A 24,495-nucleotide genomic window follows, 5' to 3' on the forward strand; every position below is an offset into this window, starting at 1 on the left:
CGGGGAGCGAAGGTGAAGGCTTCTGTTGCCAGGTGCCTCCGGACCCCGCCTTACGGGGCTAACCGTAAGGACTTAGTTCGGGTTTCCCGCACCGCCATTAGGCAGCGAGAGCGTAACCCTTAGCGTTGTTGTCATTTGCAACTACACTTGTGACCCGATAACGGCGGTATCATGCCGAGCAAAAGTTCGATCTTTACACCCTTGTCGATCCTATTTCGCCCCCATCACAAGCCGGTCCAGATTGACCGACCGGTTTGTGGTGGAGGCGCCGGGTACCGCCCCCGGGTCCAATAGGCTTATTTCATCGACCGTTTATCGCCATATCCGAACCGAAGTCCGGCACGAGTGATATAGGGGTTTGCGAACCGGATGAAAAGAGGTCTCGTCATATTCCTATCATCAACGTGAAAAGCTTGGAAAAGCCGCGCCGGTGACGGGGAGGTGATTGGTGAGTAGGCTTCGTGCTATTATGTAGGACGATCTCGACCAATCGGCGGAAGACCTATGAAGCAGTATCTCGACCTTCTCCGGCACGTGATGGAGACTGGCGCCGACCGCGGCGACCGCACCGGGACCGGTACCCGCTCGGTCTTCGGCTATCAGATGCGATTCGATCTGAACGAGGGTTTTCCGGTCCTCACCACCAAGAAGCTGCATCTGCGCTCGATCATCCATGAGCTCTTGTGGTTTCTGAAGGGCGAGACGAACATTGCCTATCTCAAGGAGAATGGTGTCTCCATCTGGGATGAATGGGCGGACGAAAAAGGCGATCTCGGTCCGGTTTACGGATATCAGTGGCGCTCATGGCCGACGCCTGATGGCGGTCATGTGGATCAGATCGCCAACCTGATCGAGAACCTGAAGGTCAACCCGAACTCGCGCCGGCACATCGTCACAGCCTGGAATCCTGCACAGGTGGACGACATGGCGCTGCCGCCCTGCCATTGCCTGTTCCAGTTCTACGTGTCGGAGGGGCGGCTGTCGTGCCAGCTCTACCAGCGGTCGGCGGACATATTTTTGGGGGTTCCGTTCAACATCGCCTCTTACGCGCTCCTGACCATGATGGTGGCGCAGGTGACCGGGCTGAAGCTTGGCGATTTCGTGCATACGCTTGGCGACGCGCATATCTATTCGGATCATTTCGAACAGGCGCAGCTGCAGATGACGCGCGAGCCGAAGCCGCTGCCGACACTGCGCATCAATCCTGATGTGAAGGACATCTTCTCCTTCCGCTTTGAGGATTTTGCGCTGGAGAATTACGTCGCTGATCCCAGCATCAAAGCACCGATTGCAGTCTGATGGCGGTTCCGGTCGCAATCTTCGTCGCGGTGTCGCGCAACAATGTCATCGGCAGAGATGGCGACATGCCCTGGCGGTTGTCGACCGACCTCAAGCGTTTCAAGGCGATGACGCTCGGCAAGCCGATGGTGGTGGGGCGAAAGACGCTCGACAGCTTCGGCGGCAAGCCGCTACCCGGCCGCCCGCATGTCGTGGTCACCCGCAATCGCGATCTCTCGGTCGAGGGTGTGGAGACGGCGGCGTCCCTCGAGCAGGCGATATCTAGGGCGAGGGAGATCGCTGCAGCGACCGGTGCCGGAGAGGTCGGCATTCTCGGAGGCGGCGAAATCTACGCGAAAGCAATCGATCTGGCAGACCGACTTTACGTGACCCATGTGGAAGCGGATATTGCAGACGGTGATACGATGTTTCCAGCAATCGATCCAACCGTGTACGAAAAGATCGAGGAGATCTTCGTCCCGGCCGGCGAGCGCGACAGCTTTGCCACCCGTTTTGCTGTCTACAGCCGCCGATCGATGCCAAAGTGACATAATTCGTTACCGAACACCGGGAAGTTATTGAAGCTGCGTTGAAAGCGGCTCTTCCGATACTTATAACGGCATGACCGGGGGCACGGACCGCGAGCTGCTGCATTTCAGGCGGCTCGGACAGGCGACCGGTTAGGGAGTAGCACTAACAAAGAGGTTTTGATGCCCTGGAGCAATCAGAATGGCGGCGGCGGCCCATGGGGCGGCGGCGGCGGCGGCGGTAACAATCAAGGACCTTGGGGACAAGGCCCGAACCGTCCGCGCGGCGGCGGTGGTGGCGGAGGGGGAAATGGCGGACCGCCTGACCTCGAAGACATCCTGCGGCGCAGCCAAGACCGGCTGAAGGGTTTTATGCCTGGTGGTTTCAACGGCGGAGCAGTCGCGGTCGTCTTTCTGGCCGTTCTCGCATTCCTGGCATTCGAATCGATCTATACGGTCCAGCCGGACGAGCGGGGCGTCGAACTTCGGTTTGGAAAGCCCAAGGAAGAACTGTCGATGCCGGGCCTTCACTTCCATCTCTGGCCGTTCGAAACGGTGGAGATCGTCAAGGTCACCGAGCAGCAGCAGAATATCGGTGCGCGCAGCAGTGCCACCAATTCGAATGCCGGATGGATGCTGACCGGCGACCAGAATATCGTCAACGTCCAGTTTTCGGTCCTCTTCACCGTCACCGATCCGCGCGCCTATCTCTTCAACGTCGAGGCCCCGGCCCAGACGCTGCAGCAGGTTGCAGACAGCGCCATGCGCGAAGTCGTCGGACGCCGTCCGGCTCAGGATATTTTCCGCGACGCTCGTGAAGGCATGTCGACGCAGGTGCGCGACATCATTCAGGGCACGATGGACCGTTACGGCGCAGGCATTGCCATCAACGCCGTGCCGATCGAAGATGCCGCGCCGCCGCGCGAAGTGGCAGACGCGTTCGAAGAGGTTCAGCGCGCCGAGCAGGACGAAGACCGTATCGTCGAGGAAGCCAATCGCTACGCCAACCAGAAACTTGGTGGCGCCCGTGGTCAGGCCGCGCAGGTCCGCGAAGAGGCGTCCGCCTATCGTGACCAGACGGTCAACGAGGCTCAGGGTGAAGCGCAGCGCTTCGTGTCGATCTACGACCAGTATGTGAACGCACCGGACGTGACGCGCGAACGCATCTTCATCGAGACCATGGAGAACGTTCTGAAGAACTCCAACAAGGTCATCATCGAGCAGGGTCAGAACGTCGTCCCTTATCTGCCGCTCAATGAAATCAACCGGCCGGCAGCCGCACAGGGGGGCAACTGATGATCTCGAACAAATTGCCCGCTTTCCTGATCGGTCTCGCCGTTCTCCTGTTCCTCGTCTACTCGTCCGTCTTCGTCGTCAACGAACGGCAGCAGGCGCTCGTGCTTCGCTTCGGTGAAATCCAGAGCGTGAAGAACGAGCCGGGGATCTATTTCAAGCTTCCCTTCGCCTTTGCCGATGCGGATCGCGTTCAGTATATCGAGGACCGCGCACTTCGCCTGGATCTCGACAATATCCGCGTTCAGGTCCGCGGCGGTGCCTTCTATGAAGTCGACGCGTTCGTGATCTACCGGATCGAAAATCCGCAGCGTTTCCGGGAAGCGGTTTCGGGCGATCGCGTGTCTGCCGAATCGCGTATCAGCACGCGTCTCGACGCCGGTCTGCGCCGCGTCTACGGTCTGCGCAGCTTTACCGAGGCGCTGTCCGAAGAGCGTGCGTCGATGATGACCGAGGTCAAGCGTGATCTCGACGTTGCCGCCGAAACGCTTGGCGTCAAGATCCAGGATGTCCGCATCCGTCGCACCGATCTGACGCAGGAAGTCTCGCAGCAGACGTTTGCGCGCATGCGGGCAGAGCGTCTGGCGGAAGCGGAACTCATCCGCGCCCGTGGTAGCGAAGAAGGCCAGCGTCGCCGTGCTATCGCCGACCGCCAGGTTGTCGAGTTCGTCTCGGAAGCGCAGCGCGATTCGGAGATCATCCGAGGTCAGGGCGATGCCGAGCGTAACCGCATCTTCGGTGAAGCGTTCCAGCGTGATCCGTCGTTCTTCCAGTTCTACCGGTCGATGCGCGCCTATGTCGCCTCGATGGCCGGGAAGGATACGACCCTGGTGCTTTCGCCTGATTCACAGTTCTTCCGGTTCTTCAACTCGTCGGACGGCGTGGTAACGTCGCCTGCAGCGGGACGGCCTGCACCGGCCCAGCCGACGCCAGCCCAGCCGGCACCGGCGCAACCGACGAACTAAGCACTCAAGAAAAGGGCGGCCTGTCATGGCCGCCCTTTTCGCAACTGCCCTTTTCACCCGTCATCCACATCCATGTTCGCTGATGGTCGCGGTTTCACGAAAAGGTAATTTTCCCGGCCGTTATTCCGCCCTATGCTTTCTTCAGAACGGGGCGCGAGTTATCAATGCGTAACGTTGTGGGTTGCACGGATGCTTTTCTGCCGCGGCAGACACCGTGACAGAAAACGAGGATGCCAATGGGCCATTCGAAACTATCGTCCTTGAAGGGTTCCGTGAGCCTCGGTCTAGTGGTTGCCGTCATGGTCAGTCCGCTTCAGGCACTGGCGCAAGGCCCGGCCCAGCCGCAGCAGGTCCAGGCCCCGGCCCCTCGTCCACAGGCGCCAGCGCCTCAGGGACAGGCGCCCGCTCCGCAGGGGGAAGCCCCGGCACTTCCGGGACAAGCGCCGGCTCCACAGGCTAATAGCCAGCCGGCCACTCAGCCCGGCGGCATGCTGCCCGCGCCACCAGCGCCAGTCGGCAACAAGTTCAATCCGCCACCTCCGGTCAGCCCGTCCGCGGTGCCCGCAGGTCCAGCGCCTATCTCCGATCTGGCGGAAGGCCTGCTCGACGCCGTCGTCAACATCTCGACGTCGCAGAGCGTCAAGGACCAGGGTGCCGGCCCGCAGCCGCAGATCCAGGAGGGCTCACCCTTCCAGGAATTCTTCGACGACTTTTTCGACGACAAGGACAATCAGGGCGGAAACCAGAAGGTGTCTTCGCTCGGCTCCGGCTTCGTGATTGATTCCTCCGGCTATGTGGTGACGAACAACCACGTTATCGAAGGCGCCGACGATATCGAGGTGATTTTCCCGGATGGCCGTAAGCTGAAGGCTCGCCTGGTCGGCACCGACACAAAAACCGACCTCTCCGTGCTGAAGGTCGAGTCCAAGACGCCGCTCAAGGCCGTTCCCTTCGGTGATTCCAAAAAGATCCGGATCGGCGACTGGGTCATGGCGATCGGCAATCCGTTTGGTCTTGGCGGGTCGGTGACGCTCGGCATCGTGTCCGCACGCGGCAGAAACATCAATGCAGGGCCCTACGACAACTTCATCCAGACGGATGCGGCGATCAACAAGGGCAATTCCGGCGGACCGCTGTTCAACATGCGCGGCGAGGTAATAGGGATCAACACGGCGATCATTTCGCCATCCGGCGGCTCGATCGGTATCGGCTTTGCCGTCCCGACAGAACTTGCGGAAAACATCGTCCATCAGCTGATCGAGTTCGGCGAAACGCGCCGCGGTTGGCTCGGTGTTCGCATTCAGCCCGTGACTGACGATATCGCGGCGAGCCTGGGGCTCGACAAGGCCCGTGGAGCACTGGTTTCCGGTGTCGTTGAAAACGGTCCGATCAAGAACGGTGAAATCAAGTCGGGAGATGTCGTGCTCGCCTTCGACGGACAGTCGGTCAGTTCGATGCGCGATCTGCCGCGGATTGTTGCCGAAAGCCCTGTGGGCAAGGATGTCGAGGTGCGGTTGCTGCGCGACGGCAAGGAACAGACCGTCCGCATCACGCTCGGGCAACTCGATGATACGGCCGATGCCGCAGATGGCGATGAGCCGGCAGCACCCGAGGGACAGTCGCCAGACGCACAAAGCCCTGACGATCAGTCCCCGGATGACCAGGGCAAGAATGACAGCGGCTCCCCGGACGCCGGCGAGAAAAGCAGCGAGCCCGTCACGGTTTACGGCATGACGCTGAGCGTGCTGGATGAGGCGCACCGCAAGACGTTCGGGATCGCGGAAAGCGTCGAGGGCGTGGTGGTGTCCGAGGTGAAGGCTGGTTCGGTTGCCGCTGCCAAGGGCTTCAAGGCCGGCGACGTGGTGGTCGAAATCGCCCAGGACTTCGTCGAGAACCCGGGTGAGGTCGCCAAGCGCTTCGACGTGCTGAAGAAGGAAGGCCGCCGCAACGCGCATGTCATGGTGGCCGACAAGACCGGAAACCTGCGGTTCGTGGCACTTCCGCTGGAATAGCCTGAGAGTTCAGGCTTTCCCGACAAGGCGGGCGCTCCGCCTTGTCCATTCCTCCGGTGTCATTGCATAGACGACATGGCGCTTGAGGTGAGGATGGGTCTCCGGCACGCGCGGATGGTCGAAATCCATGCCGGCCGCCCGATGCATTCCAAGGCGCTTCATGACAGCCGTCGAGCGGTTATTGTCCGCTACGGCGAACGAGACGACAGCCTTGATGTCCTTCTCCACGAAGGCGAAATCAAGCAGCGCTTCTGCCGCTTCCGTCACATAGCCATTGCCCCAGTAACGGGCAGCCAGACGCCAGCCGATCTCCACCGTTTCGGCCGGAAAAATCCCCTGCATATTGGCATAGGTCAGCCCGCAAAACCCGAGTGGCTCGCCGGTTTCCCTGAGTTCGAGCGCGTAAAAGCCAAGCCCGTTTTCGGAAAACATGTCGTTCAGTTTCCCGAGGAACGCATCCGATTCGTCGTGGCTGCGACGGAACGGGAAGAACGCCATCACGTCAGGGTCCGCGTTGATTTCGCGGAACAGGTCCCGGTCCGTGGGGAGCCAGCGGCGCAGGACGAGGCGTGAAGTTTCGAGGAGCGTGGTTGCGATAGGCTGCGGCTGCATGGTGTTGCTCATCCCTCTGTGGAGCCTCAGCCGGGAATGACGAAATCCGTCTTCCGGTAGCCCTGGATATAGAGGAGCGCGGTCAGGTCGCCGTGGTCGATTCGGATCTTGGCCTGGGCCGCAACAGTGGGCTTGGCGTGGAGCGCAACGCCGGAGCCTGCGATGCCGAGCATGCCAAGGTCGTTTGCGCCATCGCCGACAGCAATCGTATCATCAGGGGTGATGCCGAGTTCGCGGGCGATCTCTTCCAACGCATCCACCTTGGCCTGTTTGCCGAGGATTGGTTCGGCGACGTCGCCGGTAAGGATACCATCCTGTTCGAGGAGCATGTTGGCGCGGTTGACGTCGAAGTCGAGCATTGCGGCGATGCGGCTGGTAAAGACGGTAAAGCCACCGGACACGAGTGCCGTGTACCCACCCTTCGCCTTCATCGTCGCGATCAGTTCCGGTCCACCCGATGTCAGCGTGATCCGCTTCTCGATGACCTCGTCGACGACGCCGATCGGCAGGCCTTTCAAGAGCGCCACCCGTTCTCTCAACGCCGGCTCGAATGCGATCTCGCCGTTCATGGCACGTGCCGTTATCGTCGCCACCTTGTCCTTCAAACCGACGACGTCGGCGAGTTCATCGATGCATTCCTGGCCGATCATGGTGGAATCCATGTCTGCGATGAGGAACGACTTGCGGCGGGTTTCCGCCTCCTGCACCACAACATCGATCCGCTCCTCGCCGATCAAGCCGCGGAGTGTTTCTTCGGCAGCCGACGGATCGGTGCCGTCGCGAAGGGCGATATCGCAGGCGATCCCGTCTGCCAGCCAGTAGAGACCGGAGGCATTGACCGCCTCGGCGGTCCGTTCGGCGATGGCCGGAGTGAGAACGGGGTTTGACGGATGGGCAATGAGCGTGGCAACGAAAGCCATATGACCGACCTTATGCAAAATACTGATGCGATCCTGATAACCGGGCCGACTGCCAGCGGCAAGTCGGCGCTTGCCGTTCGCATGGCACGCGAATGCGGCGGCGTCGTCGTCAACGCCGATAGCATGCAGGTTTACGACACGCTCAGGATCATCACCGCGCGTCCGTCAGAGGAAGAGACCGCGGACATCACCCATTACCTCTATGGGCATGTGCCGGCGACGCACGCCTATTCGACGGGCGAATGGCAGCGGGACGTATCCGCAGTCCTGCCGGTCTTGAAAGAACAGGGGCGGATTCCGGTCTTCGTCGGCGGCACGGGGCTGTACTTCAAGGCGCTCACGGGCGGTCTTTCGGACATGCCGGAGATTTCCCAGGATATTCGGTGCCGTGTGCGCTTGCGGCTCAAGGAGGAGGGACCGCAGGCACTTCACTCGGAGTTATCGGCACGTGACGCGGCGGTTGCCGCCAATCTGAAGCCGATGGACGGACAGCGGATCCTGCGGGCCCTGGAGGTGCTGGAAGAAACAGGCCGATCCATCACCGAGTTTCAGGGCAAGGCAGGCCCGGTCATCATCGATCCGTTGCGAGCGCGCAAAATCGTCGTTCTGCCGGATCGAAAGATCCTGCACGATCGTATCAATGCCCGCTTCGTCAAGATGCTGGATGGGGGCGCAGTCGAGGAGGTCGAATCGCTTCTCGCCTGCGATCCGGCCCCGGACCTGCCGATCATGAAGGCGATCGGCGTGCGGGAGATCGGCGAAATGCTCGCGGGACGGACGACCCGCGACGCGGTCATCGAGCGTGGCTCCGCGCTGACGCGGCAATACGCCAAGCGTCAGATGACCTGGTTCCGCAACCAGATGGACGAAAGCTGGGAGCGCCTCGCGACGTGAGGGCGCTCGCTCGCGATCAGTCCTTGTCGTAGAGACTGCTCAGCGGCTTCTTGAGAAGGCCATCGCGCAACGAACCTTCCCTTGGCGGAGCTTCGCGCCGCAGGAATGCGTTCGGACGCGGTTCCAGTGACGGCGAGCCTGGTCGCGGAGTCTCGGACGAAACCTGCCGACGAAGATCGGCGAAACGGTCGTGAATGGGGGGCGGGCGATCCGTGAGCCGGTCGGTCTGACGCTCCACGGGACGCTCGGCAAAGCGCTCAACCGGCCTGTCGCGTTCAGGGAAGCGCGGTGCAAGCCGCTCCGCTGCACGCGGGGTCGGCAGCATGTCGGATCTGTAGGGTGCCAACGAGGGCGGCTCCGGCGAGCGCGGGGCAGGCGCATCGAGCGGCGGTATACCGCTGCCGATTTCACGCCGCCAGTCATTCAGTTCCGCGTCATCGGCGGCCGGCACAGCCTGCCTGTCTTCGGGGGGGATCGGCAGACCTGCCTCCGGGGCGGGTGGATTGGCGGAATAGCTCTGCTGGAACGATGAGATTTCCGGCGCTGTGACCGAGCGCATGCGGGACACGATCGAACGCAAATCAACCGTGTCGGGCGTTTCTTCGCTGCCCTTGTTTGCAAGACTGTTGGTCTTTGGAAGATAGCGTTTCTCGACGCGTGAGAAGCGCATGCGCATGGGAACCGAGATGGCCTCGCCGAACGCGATTGCCTCGCCATTGCCGATCGACGACAAGAAGCTCGTCGTTGAGATCGACGAATTTGGGATCGCCGACTTGATGATGACCTGATCCCGCTCATTCGACAGGCGCATGGCAAACAGCGTCGAACACTGGGACAGGATCGTCTGGTCAAGCTCGCCGGGGCGCTGCGTGATGATGCCAAGCGAAACGCCGTATTTCCGGCCTTCCTTGGCGATGCGGGAGATGGCCTGCACGGTCGGCGCAAAACCGAGCTCCCGGTCGGCCGGTACGTAGCGGTGCGCTTCCTCGCAGACAACGAGCATGTGAATTGCGCCATTGCTCCAGAGCGCAAGCTCGAACGCCATGCGGCAGAGGATAGAGGCGACAGAGTTCACGACTTCCGATGGGATGCCGGCAAGCTGGAACGTCGAGATCGGCCGGTCGTCGCCGGGAATGCGGAAGATATGCGCGATCGTCTCCATGATCGTGTCTTGGATCGTGTTGTTGGAGAACATGAAATGGTAGCGCGGATCGTTGATCGCCGACGTGATGCGCATTTTCAGAGCGCGCAGGAACGGCTTGTCGGAGCGACCCTCCAGCCTGCCGAGCCGTTCGTCGATCAGGGCCAGCAGATCGGCCATGCGGTAAGGGACGGGCGTATCGGCGGTCAGTGAACTTTTTTCCGAAGCCGAGCGGCGCATCAGACCCGAATCGCTTCCCTTGAAAGCGCGTTTTGCTTCCGGGATGAGGTCGCGCATGATGTCGAGCTCTTCGGGGATAGCCGGGCGGCCACGGAAAATGACTTCCGAGAATTCCTCAAGGCGCATCAGCCAGAAAGGCAGGTCGAGCGTGTCGGTATCGATAACGACCGCATGATCGGGAAAGGCTGCCGCAAATTCGTTGTGCGGATCGAGGATCAGAACGCGGAGCCGATGGTCAGCTTCGATCGCCTTGTGCAGGAGAAGCGAAACGGCTGTCGACTTGCCGACGCCGGTGGAGCCGACGATGGCGAAATGCTTCGACAGCATTGAAGGCACATGGATTGCCGCATCGATGCTTTCATCCTGGCTGAGCTTGCCGATCGTGCACGTATCGTTCTTGCCGGCATCGTAGATGCGCAGAAGGTCGGCCGAGCGGATACGATGGGCAATGGCGCCGAGATAGGGGTAGGCGGAAATGCCGCTCGAAAACTCTTCGCGGCCATCATGCCCGACACGGACCTCGCCGAGCAGCTCGACTTCGATGTGGAATTTCGTGTCCTCGCCTTCCGCCCACTGGCGTTCGCCAGATTGCATCGAATAGGCAAGCGCTACGACGCGGTTGCTGCCGACGGAAATGGAGATCAGCCGGCCGACGGACCAGAGTTCGGTGAGATCGGTGTCGCCATGCTCGGCGACAGCTGCGATCGTCGCATGCGAGCCGTTGCAGGCGACGACACGGCCCAGCATCCGGTTACCGATTTTCTGGGCATCGCGACGCTCTTGCTCCCCGGCAGAGATCGAACGGTGAAGGTCGTTGTTCAACAACAGTAACGGCCCTGCAAATGGGGTGGCAATCGAAAGGTGATATGGAGATCAGGTTCCTCCAATCTCGCGACTGTAGCCTTGCCGGCTTAACAACTTGTGTAGGACCTCGTCACTTTCGGCGTGAACTGCGAGCGATCTCAATGAGATGACGTTTTTGCTGACGGTCTGCGTTGACGAATGGGGCATATCCGGCTAACACTCACGTCCATGAAGATTTCGAACGCACTTATCGTGGTGGGAACGCGCATGGGCAGGACGGTGTAACCGTCCGGCGATAGCCACCCATGCGCGGAAAGACAGGCTCCTTAAGGGGCCTTTTTTTATGTCTTCAAACCGGCTCGGAGGAGCCGCCGGTAAATCCAGAAGTGAACGGATGACGATGATGACGGATACGAATAACAGGATGACGGGCGCAGAGATCGTCCTGAAGGCGCTGAAGGATAACGGCGTCGAGCATATTTTCGGCTATCCCGGCGGCGCGATCCTGCCGATCTATGACGAAATCTTCCAGCAGGATGACATCAAGCACATCCTCGTCCGCCACGAACAGGGCGCCGGCCATGCTGCCGAAGGCTATGCCCGCTCGACCGGTAAGGTCGGTGTCATGCTCGTCACGTCAGGTCCAGGCGCCACCAACGCGGTTACCCCGCTGCAGGACGCGCTGATGGATTCGATCCCGCTCGTGTGTCTGACCGGCCAGGTTCCGACCAACCTGATCGGCTCGGATGCCTTCCAGGAAGCCGATACGGTCGGCATCACGCGCCCCTGCACCAAGCACAACTGGCTCGTCAAGGACGTCGACCAGCTGGCCGGTGTCATCCACGAGGCGTTCCGTATCGCCCAGTCGGGCCGTCCGGGACCTGTTGTCGTCGATATCCCGAAGGATATCCAGTTTGCGACCGGCACCTACACGCCACCGGGCGCGACGCCTGCCAACAAGAGTTACGCGCCCAAGCTTGCCGGCGATATGCAGGCAATCGAGGCAGCCGTACAGCTCATGGCCTCGGCCCGTCGGCCGATCCTCTATACCGGCGGTGGCGTCATCAATTCCGGTCCGGAAGCGTCGCGTTTGCTGCGCGAGTTGATCGAGCTCACGGATTTCCCGATCACCTCGACGCTGATGGGGCTCGGCGCCTATCCGGCATCTGGCAAGAACTGGCTCGGCATGCTGGGCATGCATGGTTCCTATGAAGCCAACATGGCGATGCATGACTGCGACGTCATGGTTTGCGTCGGTGCGCGTTTCGACGACCGCATCACCGGTCGCCTGAACGCGTTCGCGCCGAACTCGCGCAAGATCCACATCGATATCGACCCGTCGTCGATCAACAAGAACGTTCGTGTCGAGATCCCGATCATCGGTGATGTCGGCCATGTTCTGGAGGAGATGGTCCGCCTGTGGCGCGCCCTGCCGCAAAAGCAGGACAAGGCGCAGATCTCCGACTGGTGGAGCGAAATCCAGAGCTGGCGGGGTCGCAAGTCGTTTTCCTACAAGAACTCGACTGACGTCATCATGCCGCAATACGCGGTCGAGCGTCTCTACGAGGCGACGAAGGGTCACAAGACCTTCATCACGACCGAGGTCGGCCAGCACCAGATGTGGGCGGCACAGTTCTTCGGTTTCGAAGAGCCGAACCGCTGGATGACATCGGGTGGGCTCGGTACGATGGGTTACGGCCTGCCGGCAGCTCTCGGCGTTCAGGTCGCGCATCCCGATGCGCTCGTCATCGACATTGCCGGCGACGCGTCGATCCAGATGTGCATCCAGGAAATGTCCTGCGCGATCCAGCACGATCTGCCGGTCAAGATCTTTATCCTGAACAACCAGTATATGGGCATGGTGCGCCAGTGGCAGCAGCTGCTTCACGGCAACCGCCTGTCGAACTCCTATACGGAAGCGATGCCTGACTTCGTCAAACTCGCGGAAGCCTATGGCGCGGTCGGCATGTATTGCGACGATCCGAAGGAGCTGGACGACAAGATCGCCGAGATGATCGCAATCCGGCAGCCAGTCATCTTCGACTGCCGTGTCGCAAACCTTGCTAACTGCTTCCCGATGATCCCGTCAGGCAAAGCCCATAACGAAATGCTGTTGCCGGACGAGGCGACAGACGAAGTTGTTGCAACCGCGATCGACGCCAAGGGCCGTCAGCTGGTTTGATCGGCGCATCCGGGGCGTCAGCGGAGGGCTGGCGTCCTGAACCTATCTCTGAGGAAACGGACCTGAGACCATGAATGCACATCAGCAGCCGACCGGTTCTGCCTACTTCTTCCAGCCGGAAACGGCCAAGGTCGAGAGCCACACGCTTTCGGTTCTCGTCAGCAACGAGCCGGGGGTTCTTGCCCGCGTCATCGGGCTTTTCTCCGGCCGCGGCTACAATATCGAAAGCCTGACGGTTTCGGAGACCGAGCATGAAGCGCACCTATCGCGCATCACGATCGTCACCAACGGAACGCCGACCGTGCTCGAGCAGATCAAAGCGCAGCTCGAGCGCATCGTGCCTGTCCACCGGGTTCTCGACCTGACGGTCCGAGCGCGCGATCTCGGCCAGGACCGGCCCATCGAACGGGAAGTGGCATTGCTCAAGGTCGTCGGCCACGGCGACCAGCGGGCCGAGGCCTTGCGTCTCGCCGACGCGTTCCAGGCGAAGGTCGTGGACGCGACGATCGAGCACTTCATCTTCGAAATCACCGGCAAGTCGTCGAAGATCGATCAGTTCGTGGCGGTCATCAGACCTCTCGGCCTGATCGAGATCTGCCGCACGGGCATCGCCGCGATGAACCGCGGCTCGCAGGGCATGTAAGTGTCGGGCCGTGGCGCCGGGGATATTCCATTGCAAAAGGACTGGCTGCCGAAACCTGGAATGCGCATCGGTGCGACCTTCTATGTCCGGCAGTCGCAGCCCTTTTTGCGGCATTACTTCGGCGTAGAGGCGCTTGAGCCTACGCTTCGGCCGGGGATCGGTGGGATCGTTCTGTGGGGCGGTCGCGCTCCGGCAAAGGCGGCGAAGTTGATTGCCGCGCTGCGTGGGCTGCCGAGCTGGTATCTGGAAGACGGGTTTTTACGCTCGGTGGGCCTCGGCAAGCAGAACGCGCTGCCGATTTCGATCCAGATCGACGATCTCGGCATGCCGGTGAGGGCCGCCGTTCCCTCGCGCCTGGAAAAGGTGATCGCGGCATCTGCCGACGATTGGGATGCTGCATCTCTGGGCAGTGATATCCGCACTGCGCTGGTGTCTGAAAAGCTGTCGAAATACAACAACCTGCCGCATCGGGAGCTGAAACTCGAGAGATCGCGGCGAAAGCGCATCCTTCTGGTTGACCAGGTGTTCGGCGATGTTTCGGTGCCGATGGCGGGCGGCTCGCCGGACAGCTTTTTGCGTATGCTCAAGGATGCGATCGCGAGCGGTGCTCAATGCGTGGTGCGCACCCATCCGGATGTGATGGCCGGCTTCCGCAAGGGCTATCTGACCGAACTGGCAGCGAAAGCGTCCGGCGTGATTCTCCTGTCGGATGCAGTCTCGGTTGCCTCCATTCTCGATGTGGTGGATGAAGTCTGGACGGTCTCCAGCCAGTTCGGGCTGGACGCGCTCCTGCGCGAAAAGCCGGTGCGGTGTTATGCCGGTCCGTTCTATGCGGGCTGGGACCTGACCGAAGATCACCTCGGTGGGGGCGCGCAGGCCACTCTGTCTCGTCGGACCGCCCGTCCCACCATCGATCAGCTGGCAGCGGCAGCCTTCGGCCTCTACCCGGTCTATCGCGACACGAAGAGCTTTGCCGAAATCGACGTGTTTACCGCGATCGAGACGCTCGTCGCCGAGCGTCGTCAGCTAGACCTCGACTAGAGCATTTCCAGCGGCTGCTTGCGTTCCGGCGGCGGGAAGGCGGCGTCGAGCGCTTCCCAGTCCTCGTCGCTGATCTCAAGGTCCGCAGCACCGGCATTTTCCTCGACGCGCGACGCCGTCGAGGATTTTGGAATCGCGATCACCTTATCCCGCTCCAGCAGGAAAGCGAGCGCCACCTGTGCCGGCGTTGCCTGGTAGGCTTTGGCGATGCGGATCAGTTCCGCATTGCGCAGGATCCGACCCTGTTCGATCGGGGAATAGGCCATGACCGGAATCTCGTGCTCCTGGCACCAGGGCAAGAGATCGTATTCGATGCCGCGGCGCGACAGATTGTAGAGAACCTGGTTGGTCGCGCAGTTGCGTCCATCCGGCACCTCCATCAGTTCCTCCATGTCGGCGATGTCGAAATTGGAGACACCCCAGGCGCCGATCTTGCCGTCGCGGCGCAGAGCCTCGAACCCGGCGACGGTTTCTTCGAGCGGATGCTCGCCGCGCCAGTGCAGGAGGTAGAGGTCGAGCCGATCCGTTTTCAGGCGTTCGAGACTGGCCTCGCAGGCCTCGATCACACCGCGGCGGTTGGCATTCCAGGGATAGACCTTGCTGACCAGAAACACCTCGTCGCGTCGGCCGTCGATGGCTTTTCCTGTGAGCTCTTCCGAAGCGCCTTCTCCATACATTTCCGCCGTGTCGATCAGTGTCATGCCAAGGTCGAGCCCGCGGCGCAGACTTTCGATCTCGGCCTTCGCGTCGTTCGGGGCCTCGCCCATCTTCCACGTTCCGAGGCCAAGGGCTGGAACCGAGATGCCCGAGGGCAGGGTGACGGTTGGAATATCGGGCATCTTCGACCTCGCTGATGAGTGATCTGATGTCAGATAAGGCGCTCTGCCGTGATGCCAAGCCTCCGGTTCGTCCGGTGGCGGCAGAGGCTTGCCGGGGATGTTGAAGGCGCATACGCTGAACCGACGACGACAACGTTTGCATCTCCTTGATGCGGACGTTGGCCAAGGTATCCCGCAGCGATCATGAGGTCCGGCCATGCACGACGACCACGAACACCACCAGGGCCACTCTCATGACCACGGGCACGACAACCGCTACACCGACATGCAGGCGCGGGTGAGGGCGCTTGAGACGGTGCTGGTCGAAAAAGGCCTGATTGATCCGAAAGCGGTCGATGCAATCGTCGAGACCTACGAGACGAAGATCGGGCCGAAGAACGGCGCCCGCGTGGTAGCGAAAGCATGGAGCGATCCGGTGTTTGCGGACTGGCTGAAGGCAGATGCCACGGCGGCGATCGCCAGCCTCGGCTATGCCGGTCGTCAGGGCGAGCATATGCGCGCCGTGTTCAACACCGTGGATACCCATAACCTCATCGTCTGCACGCTCTGCTCCTGTTACCCGTGGGCCGTGCTTGGCCTGCCGCCGACCTGGTACAAGGCGCCGGCCTATCGCTCCCGTGCGGTGATCGATCCGCGCGGCGTGCTGGCCGAATTCGGCTTGGCTCTTCCCCAGGAGACGAAGATCCGCGTCTGGGATTCGACGGCGGAACTGCGCTACCTCGTCATTCCTGAACGACCTGACGGGACGGACGGGCTGGACGAGCAAGCGCTTGCCGCACTGGTCAGCCGTGACGCGATGATCGGTACCGCGATCGCAGGGGTGCCGTCATGAACGGCCCGCACGACCTTGGCGGCCAGATGGGTTTCGGCCCGGTGGCGCCTCAAAGCAGCGAACCCTATTTCCATGCGGACTGGGAGCGCCGCGCGCTGGGCCTGACGCTGTCCTGCGGAGCATTCGGTGCGTGGACTATCGATGAAAGCCGGCATGCGCGCGAGAATATCCCGCCGGCGAGCTATCTCTCGGCCAGCTATTACGAGATCTGGACCCGGGCACTGGAAGTGCTTCTGGAACGACATGGTTTTGCGACCGGCGCGGAAATCGCCTCGGGTACAAAACAGGTTGAGCCGGCGGTGCCCAAACGCATCTTGAAAGCCGAGATGGTAGCGGGCGTGCTTTCCAAAGGAGGTCCGTGCGACCGGCCTTTGGAGACAAGGCCTGCCTTTGCCGCGGGCGATCGTGTCCGCACGAAAAACTTCAACCCGGAGACCCACACGCGATTGCCGCGTTACGCACGCGCCAAGACCGGCGTGGTCGAGGCGGTGCAGGGCGCTTTCGTGTTCCCGGATGACAATGCCCATGGCAAGGGCGAAAACCCGCAATGGGTCTATACCGTCGTTTTCGATGCGGCTGAAATCTGGGGCGAGGGCGCCGATCCGACGCTGACGGTTTCCATCGACGCCTGGGAGAGCTATCTTGAGCGCCTCTGAACACCGATGCGATATCAAACCGGACATCGTGCAATCGCCGGGCTTGCCGGTGTCACCGGAGGGTGATCCGGTATTTCCCGAGCCCTGGGCGGCCGAAGCCTTCGCGATGACCGTGCATCTGCACGAGCGCGGCGTGTTTACGTGGCCGGAATGGGCGCAAGCGCTCTCGGGCCAGGTCCATCAGCCCGGCAGGGCAGATGATGGAAGCGACTATTTCGACTGCTGGGTTGCAGCGCTCTGCGACCTTCTCGCAGAAAAACAGGTCGCCGACGAAGCGACGATCCTTGGCCTGCAGCAGAGTTGGCAGCGCGCGGCGGAAGCCACGCCGCATGGCATGCCGATCGAGCTGAGGAACGATCCGCACCGACAGAGTTGACAACAGGCACCTTGAAAATACACATTAAGTGTGTATAGATAGGCCATGAAGAGTGGCGACATCATCTCCGCGTTGAAGGCTGATGGCTGGTACGAGGTCGCCAGGAAGGGCAGTTATGTCCAGTTCAAGCATCCAAGGAAGCTTGGTCGGGTAACTGTTCCTCACCCGAAGCGAGATATTCCAGTCGGAACGCTTAAGAGCATCGAGAAGCAAGCCGGACTAAATTTGAGGTAAGCCATGCGCAATTATATCGCACTGATTCATAAGGATGCCGACAGCGATTTCGGCGTTTCCTTCCCGGATTTCCCCGGCGTCGTTACCGCTGGTCGGGATCTGGATGAGGCGCGGCGGATGGCTGAGGAAGCGCTGGCGCTGCATGTCGAAGGATTGCTGGAAGATGGCGACGCTATTCCGGAACCGGCGTCACTTGATGCCGTGATGGAAAACCAGGACAACAGGGATGGTGTTGCCATCCTTGTTTCTCTCAAGACCGAAGGCAAAAAGGCCGTTCGCATCAACATCACGCTTCCCGAAGACATGCTCGCGTCGATCGACGCTTTCGCCGAGGCGAATGGATTTACCCGATCCGGTTTTCTGGCCCGTGCGGCCAAGCATGAGATGGAGTCCGCCGAGTCGAGCAATGGCCGGAAGCGAGCGCTGGCCGTCTGAACCAGCTTCCTTCATCCCCGGCTTCCATTCATCTTTCGTTCTTTTCAGTTGCGCTGGCAGGCAGAATCCTGCCAAGTCGCGGCCATGCAATTTGCGCCGCAACAAGACGAGGCCTTGAAGGCCGTTTCGAAATGGCTGAAGGAAGGCCGTAGCCAGGTTTTCCGTTTGTTCGGGTATGCGGGCACCGGCAAAACGACGCTCGCCAAGCATTTCGCCGAGCATGTGGATGGCGACGTGCTGTTTGCCGCGTTTACCGGCAAGGCGGCGCAGGTGCTGCGGTCGCGCGGCGCGCGCAATGCCAAGACTATTCACTCGCTGATCTATCGCCCCCGTGGCGAGGAAGAGGTTGAAAACGAGGAAACCGGCAAGACCTCCGTGTCGCCGATGTTCTCGATCAACCGCCAGAGCCCACTCACCAAGGCCGCACTGATCGTCATCGACGAATGCTCGATGGTGGACGAGCAGCTCGGCCGTGACCTCTTGAGCTTCGGTACGCCTGTTCTGGTTCTGGGTGATCCCGGCCAGCTGCCGCCGGTCACAGGCGGCGGGTTCTTTACCGAACAGGAACCGGATTATCTGCTGACCGATATCCATCGCCAGGCACAGGACAACCCGATCATCCAGCTCGCCATGACCGTGCGTGAAGGCAAGGAGATTATGCGTGGCGACTACGGCAAAGCGAAGGTCATTTCCCGCAGCGAGGTGACGCAGGAACTGGTGATGGAGGCCGATCAGGTTCTGGTCGGAACAAACCGGACCCGCAAGCGGTATAACCAGCGTCTTCGCGAGTTGAAGGGCTTTACCGCCGATTATCCTCAGTCCGGCGACAAGCTGGTCTGCCTTCGCAACGATCAGGTCAAGGGCCTTTTGAACGGGTCTCTGTGGCAGGTGATGAGTTCGTCGCGAGAAACCGTCAAGCCCGGTATCAACCTGATGATCCGCCCGGAAGACGACGACATGGATCGCGGTGCAGCCAAGATCAAGCTGCTGAAGACCGCGTTCGAGAGCGACGAGGAAATTCCGTGGTCGACACGCAAACGCTATGACGAGTTCGATTACGGCTATGCGCTGACCGTCCACAAGGCGCAGGGTTCACAGTGGCAGAACGTCGTTCTGTTCGACGAGAGTTTTGCCTTTCGCGATACGCGGGAGCGCTGGCTCTACACGGCTATCACCCGCGCTGCCGAAACGCTGACGATCGTCCGCTAGAGCGGTTCAGTTGAGGACGACACCGGCCACCAGTGCCTTGGCGATTGCCTGAAAACGGTTGCTCGCCTCGAACTTGTCGATCAGCGCGATCTCGATTCGGCGCATTTCGTCGAGATCAATCTCAAGCTCGCGGGCTATCCTTGATGCGGAATATCCATCGCTCATCAACGACAGGCATCGGCGTTCGATATCGGCAAGCGGCGGACAGGCTGCACGCCGGCTGGTCTCGGCACGGTCGTCGGTCTCCTGCGACACCAGGGTCTCGATCTGCTGCATCTGCCGCCGGATCTGGGAGATCTCTGCGGTCATCTCCCGTTTGCGTTGTTGAAGTGCGGTACTGAAGATGTCGTCGGCCTTGGCCTGGCTGGCAGCTCCTGCCAGCTCCGACAGGAGGTCCTGGATCATCACGATGCCGATGCCGACCTCGCGGCAGGCCGTGATAACTGCCATGCGACGGATCTGATCTGATGCGTAAACCCGCATCGGGGCCGTTCCGCGTCCCGTTGCACGGCCTGCGACCAGCAGCCCTTTTTCCTCGTAGAAATGCAGTGTCCGGTGCGTTACGCCGAACAGGTCCGCCACGTCGGCAATCGGCACAGGCTGATCCGGCAGCTCGAACGGCAACTGGATTTGCGGGAAAAATCTGATCGCCAGGAATTCCGGCGACAACAGGCAGGAGGGCTGGGAAGTCTGGCTCGTTGCATCAAACAGGTCGCTTCGCATCGGATCCTTCGGTCGCTAGCTGGTCCTGCTCGATTGCATCCACAGGCCGCTTTATGCGTCATGATGAGCGGATGATCTTCGGTAAAAGGAATGCGGACCCGATTGATCGTGACAGCAGAATTCGCCTCGCCGGCCTCATGTGCCGCATCTTGCCGACTTGGCGAATTCTGCATGAAGACACCGTACGTAAAGTTTTAACGATTACTACTCCGGATTTTTGTAGATTATAATATGCTTACGTATCGGAAAGATCTATTTTCTACGTAATGTTCCCAAACGGTGGTCAACACGCTGCGCATGTCCTAAAAGCAGGCTGACATTTCTCGCTTCGGACGCTGCCATGACCACTACGCTCTCCGTCAATCTCAATGCTGTCGCCATGCTCCGCAATCGCCGCGATCTTCCGTGGCCGAGCGTTGAAGCTTTGGGGCGGATTGCGTTGCAGGCCGGGGCATCCGGACTGACGGTTCATCCGCGTCCCGACCAGCGCCACATCCGCTTTTCCGACCTGCCGGTTCTCCGAGCCCTGATCGACGACGAATTCCCGAACGCAGAATTCAACATCGAAGGCTATCCGAGCGAGGATTTCCTGGCGCTGTGCGAACGCATCCAGCCGGAGCAGGTGACATTGGTGCCTGACGATCCGGCCCAGGCGACGTCCGACCACGGTTTCGATTTCCGTGCAACAGGCGAAATGTTGAAGCCGATTGTGGCGCGCTTGAAAAAGGGCGGCATGCGGGTTTCGCTGTTTGCCGATGGTGACGGTGATGTCGAAGCGGTGGCGCTTGCCAAGGCGACCGGCGCCGACCGGATCGAACTTTACACCGGTCCCTATGGCGGCTGTTTCGACAATCCGGAACGCGGCATCGAATTTCTCGAGCTGTTGGGAAGGACTGCGGATGCTGCATTGGCGCACGGCCTTGGCGTCAATGCCGGGCACGACCTGACGGTCGACAATCTCCCCGCGCTGGTGAAGCGCATTCCGGCGCTTGCCGAAGTCTCGATCGGCCACGGGCTGACGGCCGATGCGCTGGAATACGGAATGGCCGAGACGGTGCGTCGTTTCTGCCGCGCCTGCGGTCAGACGATCTAACTGAACCCGCAGCCGCGGTTCTCTCTTCGACCATGAGGCTGTCAGCGTCTGGTACCGTCACGGCAGGCTTGTCACCGCGTGAAGGCGACGGGTCGGATGCTGACCCCACGCGGCGCTATCGAGCGCCTGAATGCCTTGCATCAGGCGGCTCCCTGCCTTGCACAAAAGGCAGATGGACAAAGTGCCGCAGTTCCGTTGACTGAGAACTTGATTAAGACCTGCATCATATTGCGCTGCAGCATTTCATTGTCATTCGTCATTCGGGGAAGCATCCATCGTGAGCAAGCATAGAGTTGTCGTCGTCGGGGGAGGTTTCGGGGGATTGCAAACGGTGCATGGGCTGAAAGGTGCCGATGCCGACATCACGCTCATCGATCGTCGCAACCATCATCTGTTCCAGCCGCTCCTCTATCAGGTCGCGACGACGGTGCTCGCCACGTCGGAAATCGCATGGCCGATCCGCAGGCTGTTCCGCGATCGGCGCGATGTCACGACGGTGCTCGATGAGGTTCTCGGAATCGACAAGGGTGCGAAGACGGTGAAGCTCGCGTCCGGCCGTACGGTGCCCTATGATACGCTGGTTCTTGCAACCGGCGCACGCCACGCCTATTTCGGCCGCGACGAATGGGAAAGTGTCGCGCCCGGCCTGAAGACGTTGGAGGATGCGACGACATTGCGCCGCCGCATCCTGCTCGCATTCGAGCGGGCAGAGATGGCGGAAAAGACGTCGGAGCTGGATTCCGAGCTGACATTCGCGATCATCGGCGCCGGTCCAACAGGCGTGGAAATGGCCGGCATGATCGCGGAACTCGCGAACAAGGTGCTGCCGAAGGAATTCCGCAAGATCGACACGACCCGCACACGGGTGATGCTGATCGAGGCAGGTCCACGCGTGCTGCCGGCTTTCACCGAGGATCTTTCGGCTTACACGAAGACGGCGCTCGAAAAGCTCGGCGTCGAGGTTCATACCGGCAAGCCCGTCACCGCGATCACCGAGGAAGGCGTCACCGTTGGCGACGCGTTCATTCCCTGCAAGACGGTGATCTGGGCAGCCGGTGTTCAGGCATCGCCCGCAGCGCGCTGGATCGGCGCGTCGGCGGACCGGGCAGGGCGCGCCGTCGTCGGTCCGGATCTGTCAGTCCCCGAGCAGCCCGAGATCTTTGTCATCGGCGATACCGCGCTGGTCTCGCAGGACGACGGCAAGCCGGTGCCCGGCATCGCGCCGGCCGCCAAGCAGCAGGGTGAGTACGTCTCGAGTGTCATCAAGACCCGGCTCGCCGGCAAGCCTGCGCCGGCGGCGTTCCACTACCGTCACCAGGGCAGTCTCGCGACGATCGGCAAACGTGCGGCAGTGATCGATTTCGGCAAGTTCAAGCTGACGGGTGGACTTGCCTGGTGGATCTGGGGGCTTGCCCATATCTACTTCCTGATCGGCACGAGATCACGCGCCGCCGTTGCCTGGAGCTGGCTGTGGATTTATCTGTCCGGCCAGCATAGCGCGCGGCTGATCACCCAGAAGGAAACGCTGAAGGACGAGTCCTGATCGTCTGGCAGGGTATGGATCCTCGGGCGTGATCCAGGGATCCAAGCACGATCTCAGACATCGGCGCGTGGAACGTCCGTCAGATCGAGTTCCCAGGTCTGGCCGATGCATTCCGGGCCGAACATCGCATGTCTCTCCTCGGCGACAAGCGTGAAGCCGGTGGCCTCGTAGATGTGAAGGGCAGCCTTCAGCACGTCATTGGTCGACAGCGACAGCTTGGCATAGCCTGCCGCCTTCGCGAAGGCGATTGCTTGCTCGACAAGGGTCCTGCCAAGGCCGAGGCCACGGCCTGCGGGATCGACATAAAGGACGCGCAGCTTGGCGATGTTTTCGCCAGCGTCAGCGACCAGAACCGAGCCTATGCGCTGTCCGTCTCTTTCGGCAATCCAGCACCGCTCCCTGTCCGGATTGAAGTTCTGGATGAACCGTCCCGCCACCTCGGCAACGAGACCTTCGAACCGGTCGTTCCACCCGTATTCCCGCGTATAGGCAACCGCCTGCGCCTCAATCAGCCAGCCCATGTCGCCGGTTCGGTGTTCACGGATCACGACCGGTGCCGTGGAGCGCTCTGTGGTTGCCAGCATGCCGTGGATGGTAGCCATCGCGGTGACCAATCTGTCTCGATCACCGTCGCTGACGCCGGAAAGCTCGCGGGCGATCTGCGCTCTCGATCGCGTGCCTAGCATTTCGTATTCCGCTTTCCCCGGCGCGGTAATCGTCAGGATCTGGCTGCGCCGGTCCAACGGGTCGGGTTCGCTCTCGAGAAAGCCTGCTTCGCGGAATTTCTTCAGGATGCGGCTGAGATAGGCAGGATCGAGCCCGAGTTCACGGTTGAGCTCGGTGGCCGAAATTCTTTGGCTCGCGCCGATCTCGTAGAGGATACGCGCTTCCGTCAGCGTGTGGTCGGTATCGAGGTACCCCTTCGACAGCACGCCGAGCTTGTTGGTGTAGAAGCGGTTGAAGGCGCGGATTGCCTCGAAGGTCTCTGCTCCAGACATGATGATCCTCCCATTCAGGAGGGTAGATGTTCCGGTATTTAATTGACTGAGTCAACTAAATACCGGAACGAAGTCGTTCGTTATCTTATGCGGTGGCGCCGGTGAGGTCGGCCTTGCGGCTGTCGAAATAGGACGCAAGCGTCTGGGGCTTGCGGCCCGTCAGCGTCTCGAAATCGTCGGTGACGATGTCGAAATTGCCCGCCTTGATATTGGCATCGGCTGAGACAAGCATCTTCACCAGAAACTCGGGCAGCCCGGCATTGGTCATTCCGCCGGCAAGTTGCTCCTCGGTGACCTTGACGACCGCAAGCGGCTTGCCTGTGACCTTCGAAACCAGTGCTGCGATCTCGTCCGCGCCGAGGCTTTCCGAGCCCGTCAATGTCACCGTCCTGTTGCCGGCCGCTGGATTGGCGAGCGCTGCTGCGGCGGCGCGGGCGCAGTCATCGCGCGAGATGTTGGAAAGCTTGCCGTCGCCCATGGCCGTGTACCAGGTGCCGGTCGCGAGGTTATGCGGCATCGACATCAGATAATTGTCGCCGTACCAGGCGTTGCGCAGGATCGTGTAGGACAGCCCCGTCGCCTTGATGGCCTCCTCGGTGCCGAGATGATCCGGCGCGAAGCTCACCAGCGATCTGTCCGGGTTCGGCATAGATGTGTAGAGGATGTGCTTGACGCCGGCCTTTTCAGCGGCGGCAACGGCGGTCTTGTGCTGCTTGAGGCGGCCGCCCGGCGTTGCCAGGTCGTCGGTCGAGATGATCAGCACGCGATCGATGCCGGCGAAGGCTTCTGCTAGGCCGGCCTCGTCGGTGAAGTCCGCCTTGCGGGTTTCGATGCCCTTGGCGGAAAGCTCCGACAGTTTGGATGGATCGCGGCTGGCGGCAACGATGTCGCCGGCGGAAACCTTCGATGTCTCCAGGAGGTGATGAAGAACGGCACGGCCGAGCTGACCGGTGGCACCGGTGACGAGAAGTTTGGTCATCCTGCGTTTCCTATATGATTAAGTCT

Annotated in this window: 24 protein-coding genes and 1 other RNA gene; 17 read left to right on the forward strand and 8 right to left on the reverse strand. The window is 61.0% G+C overall.

The annotated features are described in order from the left end of the window. Window positions 1-11 precede the first annotated feature (11 nt). Window positions 12-380: a transfer-messenger RNA gene (gene ssrA, locus ACQY1J_RS11000) on the reverse strand. 124 nt (window positions 381-504) lie between these two features. Between ssrA and ACQY1J_RS11005 the strand changes: the two genes are divergently transcribed. From ACQY1J_RS11005 to ACQY1J_RS11025, 5 genes are all read left to right on the forward strand, one after another. Then, complete coding sequence (locus tag ACQY1J_RS11005; RefSeq protein ID WP_430251439.1) at window positions 505-1,299, forward strand: thymidylate synthase; 795 nt, start codon at window positions 505-507, stop codon at window positions 1,297-1,299. After that, complete coding sequence (locus tag ACQY1J_RS11010; protein WP_430251440.1) at window positions 1,299-1,826, forward strand: dihydrofolate reductase; 528 nt, start codon at window positions 1,299-1,301, stop codon at window positions 1,824-1,826. Before ACQY1J_RS11005 ends, ACQY1J_RS11010 begins: the two co-directional genes overlap by 1 nt. A 162-nt stretch (window positions 1,827-1,988) precedes the next feature. Further along, window positions 1,989-3,101, forward strand: coding sequence for an FtsH protease activity modulator HflK (gene hflK, locus ACQY1J_RS11015; protein ID WP_062581043.1), 1,113 nt, complete (start codon window positions 1,989-1,991; stop codon window positions 3,099-3,101). Then, entirely contained in the window at window positions 3,101-4,063 is a 963-nt protein-coding gene (gene hflC / locus ACQY1J_RS11020) for a protease modulator HflC (protein ID WP_430251441.1), read from the forward strand. The genes hflK and hflC overlap by 1 nt, the downstream gene beginning before the upstream one ends. 236 nt (window positions 4,064-4,299) lie before the next feature. Then, the gene (locus tag ACQY1J_RS11025) at window positions 4,300-6,075 is read left to right on the forward strand and encodes a Do family serine endopeptidase (RefSeq protein WP_430251442.1); all 1,776 of its coding nucleotides are present in this window, start codon (window positions 4,300-4,302) and stop codon (window positions 6,073-6,075) included. A gap of 9 nt (window positions 6,076-6,084) precedes the next feature. Here ACQY1J_RS11025 and ACQY1J_RS11030 read toward each other — a convergent pair whose 3' ends face one another. Next, complete coding sequence (locus tag ACQY1J_RS11030; protein WP_430251443.1) at window positions 6,085-6,687, reverse strand: GNAT family N-acetyltransferase; 603 nt, start codon at window positions 6,685-6,687, stop codon at window positions 6,085-6,087. A gap of 26 nt (window positions 6,688-6,713) precedes the next feature. Beyond that, window positions 6,714-7,607, reverse strand: coding sequence for a phosphoserine phosphatase SerB (gene serB / locus ACQY1J_RS11035; protein ID WP_430251444.1), 894 nt, complete (start codon window positions 7,605-7,607; stop codon window positions 6,714-6,716). Here serB and miaA point away from each other — a divergent pair, their 5' ends adjacent. After that, on the forward strand, window positions 7,608-8,501 hold the full coding sequence (gene miaA, locus ACQY1J_RS11040) for a tRNA (adenosine(37)-N6)-dimethylallyltransferase MiaA (protein WP_430251445.1): 894 nt from the start codon (window positions 7,608-7,610) through the stop codon (window positions 8,499-8,501). It abuts the gene before it with no gap. A 16-nt stretch (window positions 8,502-8,517) separates the two neighbouring features. Here miaA and ACQY1J_RS11045 read toward each other — a convergent pair whose 3' ends face one another. Beyond that, complete coding sequence (locus tag ACQY1J_RS11045) at window positions 8,518-10,707, reverse strand: helicase HerA domain-containing protein (RefSeq protein ID WP_092660659.1); 2,190 nt, start codon at window positions 10,705-10,707, stop codon at window positions 8,518-8,520. Between the two features lie 382 nt (window positions 10,708-11,089). Here ACQY1J_RS11045 and ACQY1J_RS11050 point away from each other — a divergent pair, with 382 nt between their 5' ends. The 3 genes from ACQY1J_RS11050 to ACQY1J_RS11060 all read left to right on the forward strand — a co-directional run bounded on the left by ACQY1J_RS11050 (window position 11,090) and on the right by ACQY1J_RS11060 (window position 14,552). Continuing rightward, the gene (locus tag ACQY1J_RS11050) at window positions 11,090-12,868 is read left to right on the forward strand and encodes an acetolactate synthase 3 large subunit (protein WP_082471955.1); all 1,779 of its coding nucleotides are present in this window, start codon (window positions 11,090-11,092) and stop codon (window positions 12,866-12,868) included. A gap of 70 nt (window positions 12,869-12,938) precedes the next feature. Continuing rightward, window positions 12,939-13,511 carry an acetolactate synthase small subunit gene (gene ilvN, locus ACQY1J_RS11055; protein ID WP_062456299.1) on the forward strand — a complete coding sequence of 191 codons (573 nt, stop codon included), beginning with the start codon at window positions 12,939-12,941 and terminating at the stop codon, window positions 13,509-13,511. A gap of 30 nt (window positions 13,512-13,541) precedes the next feature. Further along, window positions 13,542-14,552, forward strand: a complete 1,011-nt coding sequence (locus tag ACQY1J_RS11060; RefSeq protein ID WP_430251446.1) for a capsular biosynthesis protein — start codon at window positions 13,542-13,544, stop codon at window positions 14,550-14,552. Here the strand turns inward: ACQY1J_RS11060 and ACQY1J_RS11065 are convergent. After that, window positions 14,549-15,391, reverse strand: coding sequence for an aldo/keto reductase (locus ACQY1J_RS11065; RefSeq protein WP_430251447.1), 843 nt, complete (start codon window positions 15,389-15,391; stop codon window positions 14,549-14,551). The genes ACQY1J_RS11060 and ACQY1J_RS11065 overlap by 4 nt on opposite strands. Before the next feature lie 196 nt (window positions 15,392-15,587). On the opposite strand from ACQY1J_RS11065, the gene nthA reads away from it, so the two are divergent. The 6 genes from nthA (at window position 15,588) to ACQY1J_RS11095 (ending at window position 19,133) form a co-directional block, all read left to right on the forward strand. Continuing rightward, window positions 15,588-16,223: a nitrile hydratase subunit alpha gene (nthA, locus tag ACQY1J_RS11070; RefSeq protein WP_430251448.1), complete on the forward strand. Its 636-nt coding sequence runs from the start codon at window positions 15,588-15,590 to the stop codon at window positions 16,221-16,223. Next, window positions 16,220-16,879 (forward strand): nitrile hydratase subunit beta, encoded by a 660-nt coding sequence (nthB, locus tag ACQY1J_RS11075; protein ID WP_430251449.1) that lies wholly within the window; start codon window positions 16,220-16,222, stop codon window positions 16,877-16,879. Before nthA ends, nthB begins: the two co-directional genes overlap by 4 nt. Continuing rightward, window positions 16,866-17,255 (forward strand): nitrile hydratase accessory protein, encoded by a 390-nt coding sequence (locus ACQY1J_RS11080; RefSeq protein ID WP_430251450.1) that lies wholly within the window; start codon window positions 16,866-16,868, stop codon window positions 17,253-17,255. The genes nthB and ACQY1J_RS11080 overlap by 14 nt, the downstream gene beginning before the upstream one ends. 45 nt (window positions 17,256-17,300) lie before the next feature. Continuing rightward, window positions 17,301-17,489: a type II toxin-antitoxin system HicA family toxin gene (locus ACQY1J_RS11085; RefSeq protein WP_430251451.1), complete on the forward strand. Its 189-nt coding sequence runs from the start codon at window positions 17,301-17,303 to the stop codon at window positions 17,487-17,489. A gap of 3 nt (window positions 17,490-17,492) precedes the next feature. Continuing rightward, window positions 17,493-17,924: a type II toxin-antitoxin system HicB family antitoxin gene (locus tag ACQY1J_RS11090; protein ID WP_430251452.1), complete on the forward strand. Its 432-nt coding sequence runs from the start codon at window positions 17,493-17,495 to the stop codon at window positions 17,922-17,924. Window positions 17,925-18,008: 84 nt separating this feature from the next. Further along, window positions 18,009-19,133, forward strand: a complete 1,125-nt coding sequence (locus ACQY1J_RS11095; RefSeq protein WP_092660677.1) for an ATP-dependent DNA helicase — start codon at window positions 18,009-18,011, stop codon at window positions 19,131-19,133. A 6-nt stretch (window positions 19,134-19,139) separates the two neighbouring features. Here ACQY1J_RS11095 and ACQY1J_RS11100 read toward each other — a convergent pair whose 3' ends face one another. Further along, window positions 19,140-19,856 (reverse strand): MerR family transcriptional regulator, encoded by a 717-nt coding sequence (locus tag ACQY1J_RS11100; protein WP_430251453.1) that lies wholly within the window; start codon window positions 19,854-19,856, stop codon window positions 19,140-19,142. 340 nt (window positions 19,857-20,196) lie between these two features. On the opposite strand from ACQY1J_RS11100, the gene ACQY1J_RS11105 reads away from it, so the two are divergent. Next, window positions 20,197-20,949 (forward strand): pyridoxine 5'-phosphate synthase, encoded by a 753-nt coding sequence (locus ACQY1J_RS11105; protein WP_430251454.1) that lies wholly within the window; start codon window positions 20,197-20,199, stop codon window positions 20,947-20,949. Window positions 20,950-21,226: 277 nt separating this feature from the next. Next, window positions 21,227-22,492, forward strand: coding sequence for an NAD(P)/FAD-dependent oxidoreductase (locus tag ACQY1J_RS11110; RefSeq protein ID WP_430251455.1), 1,266 nt, complete (start codon window positions 21,227-21,229; stop codon window positions 22,490-22,492). Between the two features lie 53 nt (window positions 22,493-22,545). Here the strand turns inward: ACQY1J_RS11110 and ACQY1J_RS11115 are convergent, their stop codons facing one another. Beyond that, window positions 22,546-23,490, reverse strand: coding sequence for a bifunctional helix-turn-helix transcriptional regulator/GNAT family N-acetyltransferase (locus ACQY1J_RS11115; RefSeq protein ID WP_430251456.1), 945 nt, complete (start codon window positions 23,488-23,490; stop codon window positions 22,546-22,548). A gap of 85 nt (window positions 23,491-23,575) precedes the next feature. Next, entirely contained in the window at window positions 23,576-24,469 is an 894-nt protein-coding gene (locus ACQY1J_RS11120; RefSeq protein ID WP_430251457.1) for an SDR family oxidoreductase, read from the reverse strand. Between the last annotated feature and the right edge of the window lie 26 nt (window positions 24,470-24,495).

It is taken from the genome of Neorhizobium sp. DAR64860/K0K1 (assembly GCF_050500205.1).
Taxonomy (GTDB): Bacteria; Pseudomonadota; Alphaproteobacteria; order Rhizobiales; family Rhizobiaceae; genus Neorhizobium; species Neorhizobium soli.

Coding starts and splice junctions, on each gene's coding strand:
- ACQY1J_RS11005 (WP_430251439.1), top strand. CDS start 505: ATGAAGCAGTATCTCGACCTTCTCCGGCACGTGATGGAGACTGGCGCC.
- ACQY1J_RS11010 (WP_430251440.1), top strand. CDS start 1,299: ATGGCGGTTCCGGTCGCAATCTTCGTCGCGGTGTCGCGCAACAATGTC.
- hflK (WP_062581043.1), top strand. CDS start 1,989: ATGCCCTGGAGCAATCAGAATGGCGGCGGCGGCCCATGGGGCGGCGGC.
- hflC (WP_430251441.1), top strand. CDS start 3,101: ATGATCTCGAACAAATTGCCCGCTTTCCTGATCGGTCTCGCCGTTCTC.
- ACQY1J_RS11025 (WP_430251442.1), top strand. CDS start 4,300: ATGGGCCATTCGAAACTATCGTCCTTGAAGGGTTCCGTGAGCCTCGGT.
- ACQY1J_RS11030 (WP_430251443.1), bottom strand. CDS start 6,687: ATGCAGCCGCAGCCTATCGCAACCACGCTCCTCGAAACTTCACGCCTC.
- serB (WP_430251444.1), bottom strand. CDS start 7,607: ATGGCTTTCGTTGCCACGCTCATTGCCCATCCGTCAAACCCCGTTCTC.
- miaA (WP_430251445.1), top strand. CDS start 7,608: ATGACCGACCTTATGCAAAATACTGATGCGATCCTGATAACCGGGCCG.
- ACQY1J_RS11050 (WP_082471955.1), top strand. CDS start 11,090: ATGACGGATACGAATAACAGGATGACGGGCGCAGAGATCGTCCTGAAG.
- ilvN (WP_062456299.1), top strand. CDS start 12,939: ATGAATGCACATCAGCAGCCGACCGGTTCTGCCTACTTCTTCCAGCCG.
- ACQY1J_RS11065 (WP_430251447.1), bottom strand. CDS start 15,391: ATGCCCGATATTCCAACCGTCACCCTGCCCTCGGGCATCTCGGTTCCA.
- nthA (WP_430251448.1), top strand. CDS start 15,588: ATGCACGACGACCACGAACACCACCAGGGCCACTCTCATGACCACGGG.
- nthB (WP_430251449.1), top strand. CDS start 16,220: ATGAACGGCCCGCACGACCTTGGCGGCCAGATGGGTTTCGGCCCGGTG.
- ACQY1J_RS11085 (WP_430251451.1), top strand. CDS start 17,301: ATGAAGAGTGGCGACATCATCTCCGCGTTGAAGGCTGATGGCTGGTAC.
- ACQY1J_RS11090 (WP_430251452.1), top strand. CDS start 17,493: ATGCGCAATTATATCGCACTGATTCATAAGGATGCCGACAGCGATTTC.
- ACQY1J_RS11095 (WP_092660677.1), top strand. CDS start 18,009: ATGCAATTTGCGCCGCAACAAGACGAGGCCTTGAAGGCCGTTTCGAAA.
- ACQY1J_RS11100 (WP_430251453.1), bottom strand. CDS start 19,856: ATGCGAAGCGACCTGTTTGATGCAACGAGCCAGACTTCCCAGCCCTCC.
- ACQY1J_RS11105 (WP_430251454.1), top strand. CDS start 20,197: ATGACCACTACGCTCTCCGTCAATCTCAATGCTGTCGCCATGCTCCGC.
- ACQY1J_RS11115 (WP_430251456.1), bottom strand. CDS start 23,490: ATGTCTGGAGCAGAGACCTTCGAGGCAATCCGCGCCTTCAACCGCTTC.
- ACQY1J_RS11120 (WP_430251457.1), bottom strand. CDS start 24,469: ATGACCAAACTTCTCGTCACCGGTGCCACCGGTCAGCTCGGCCGTGCC.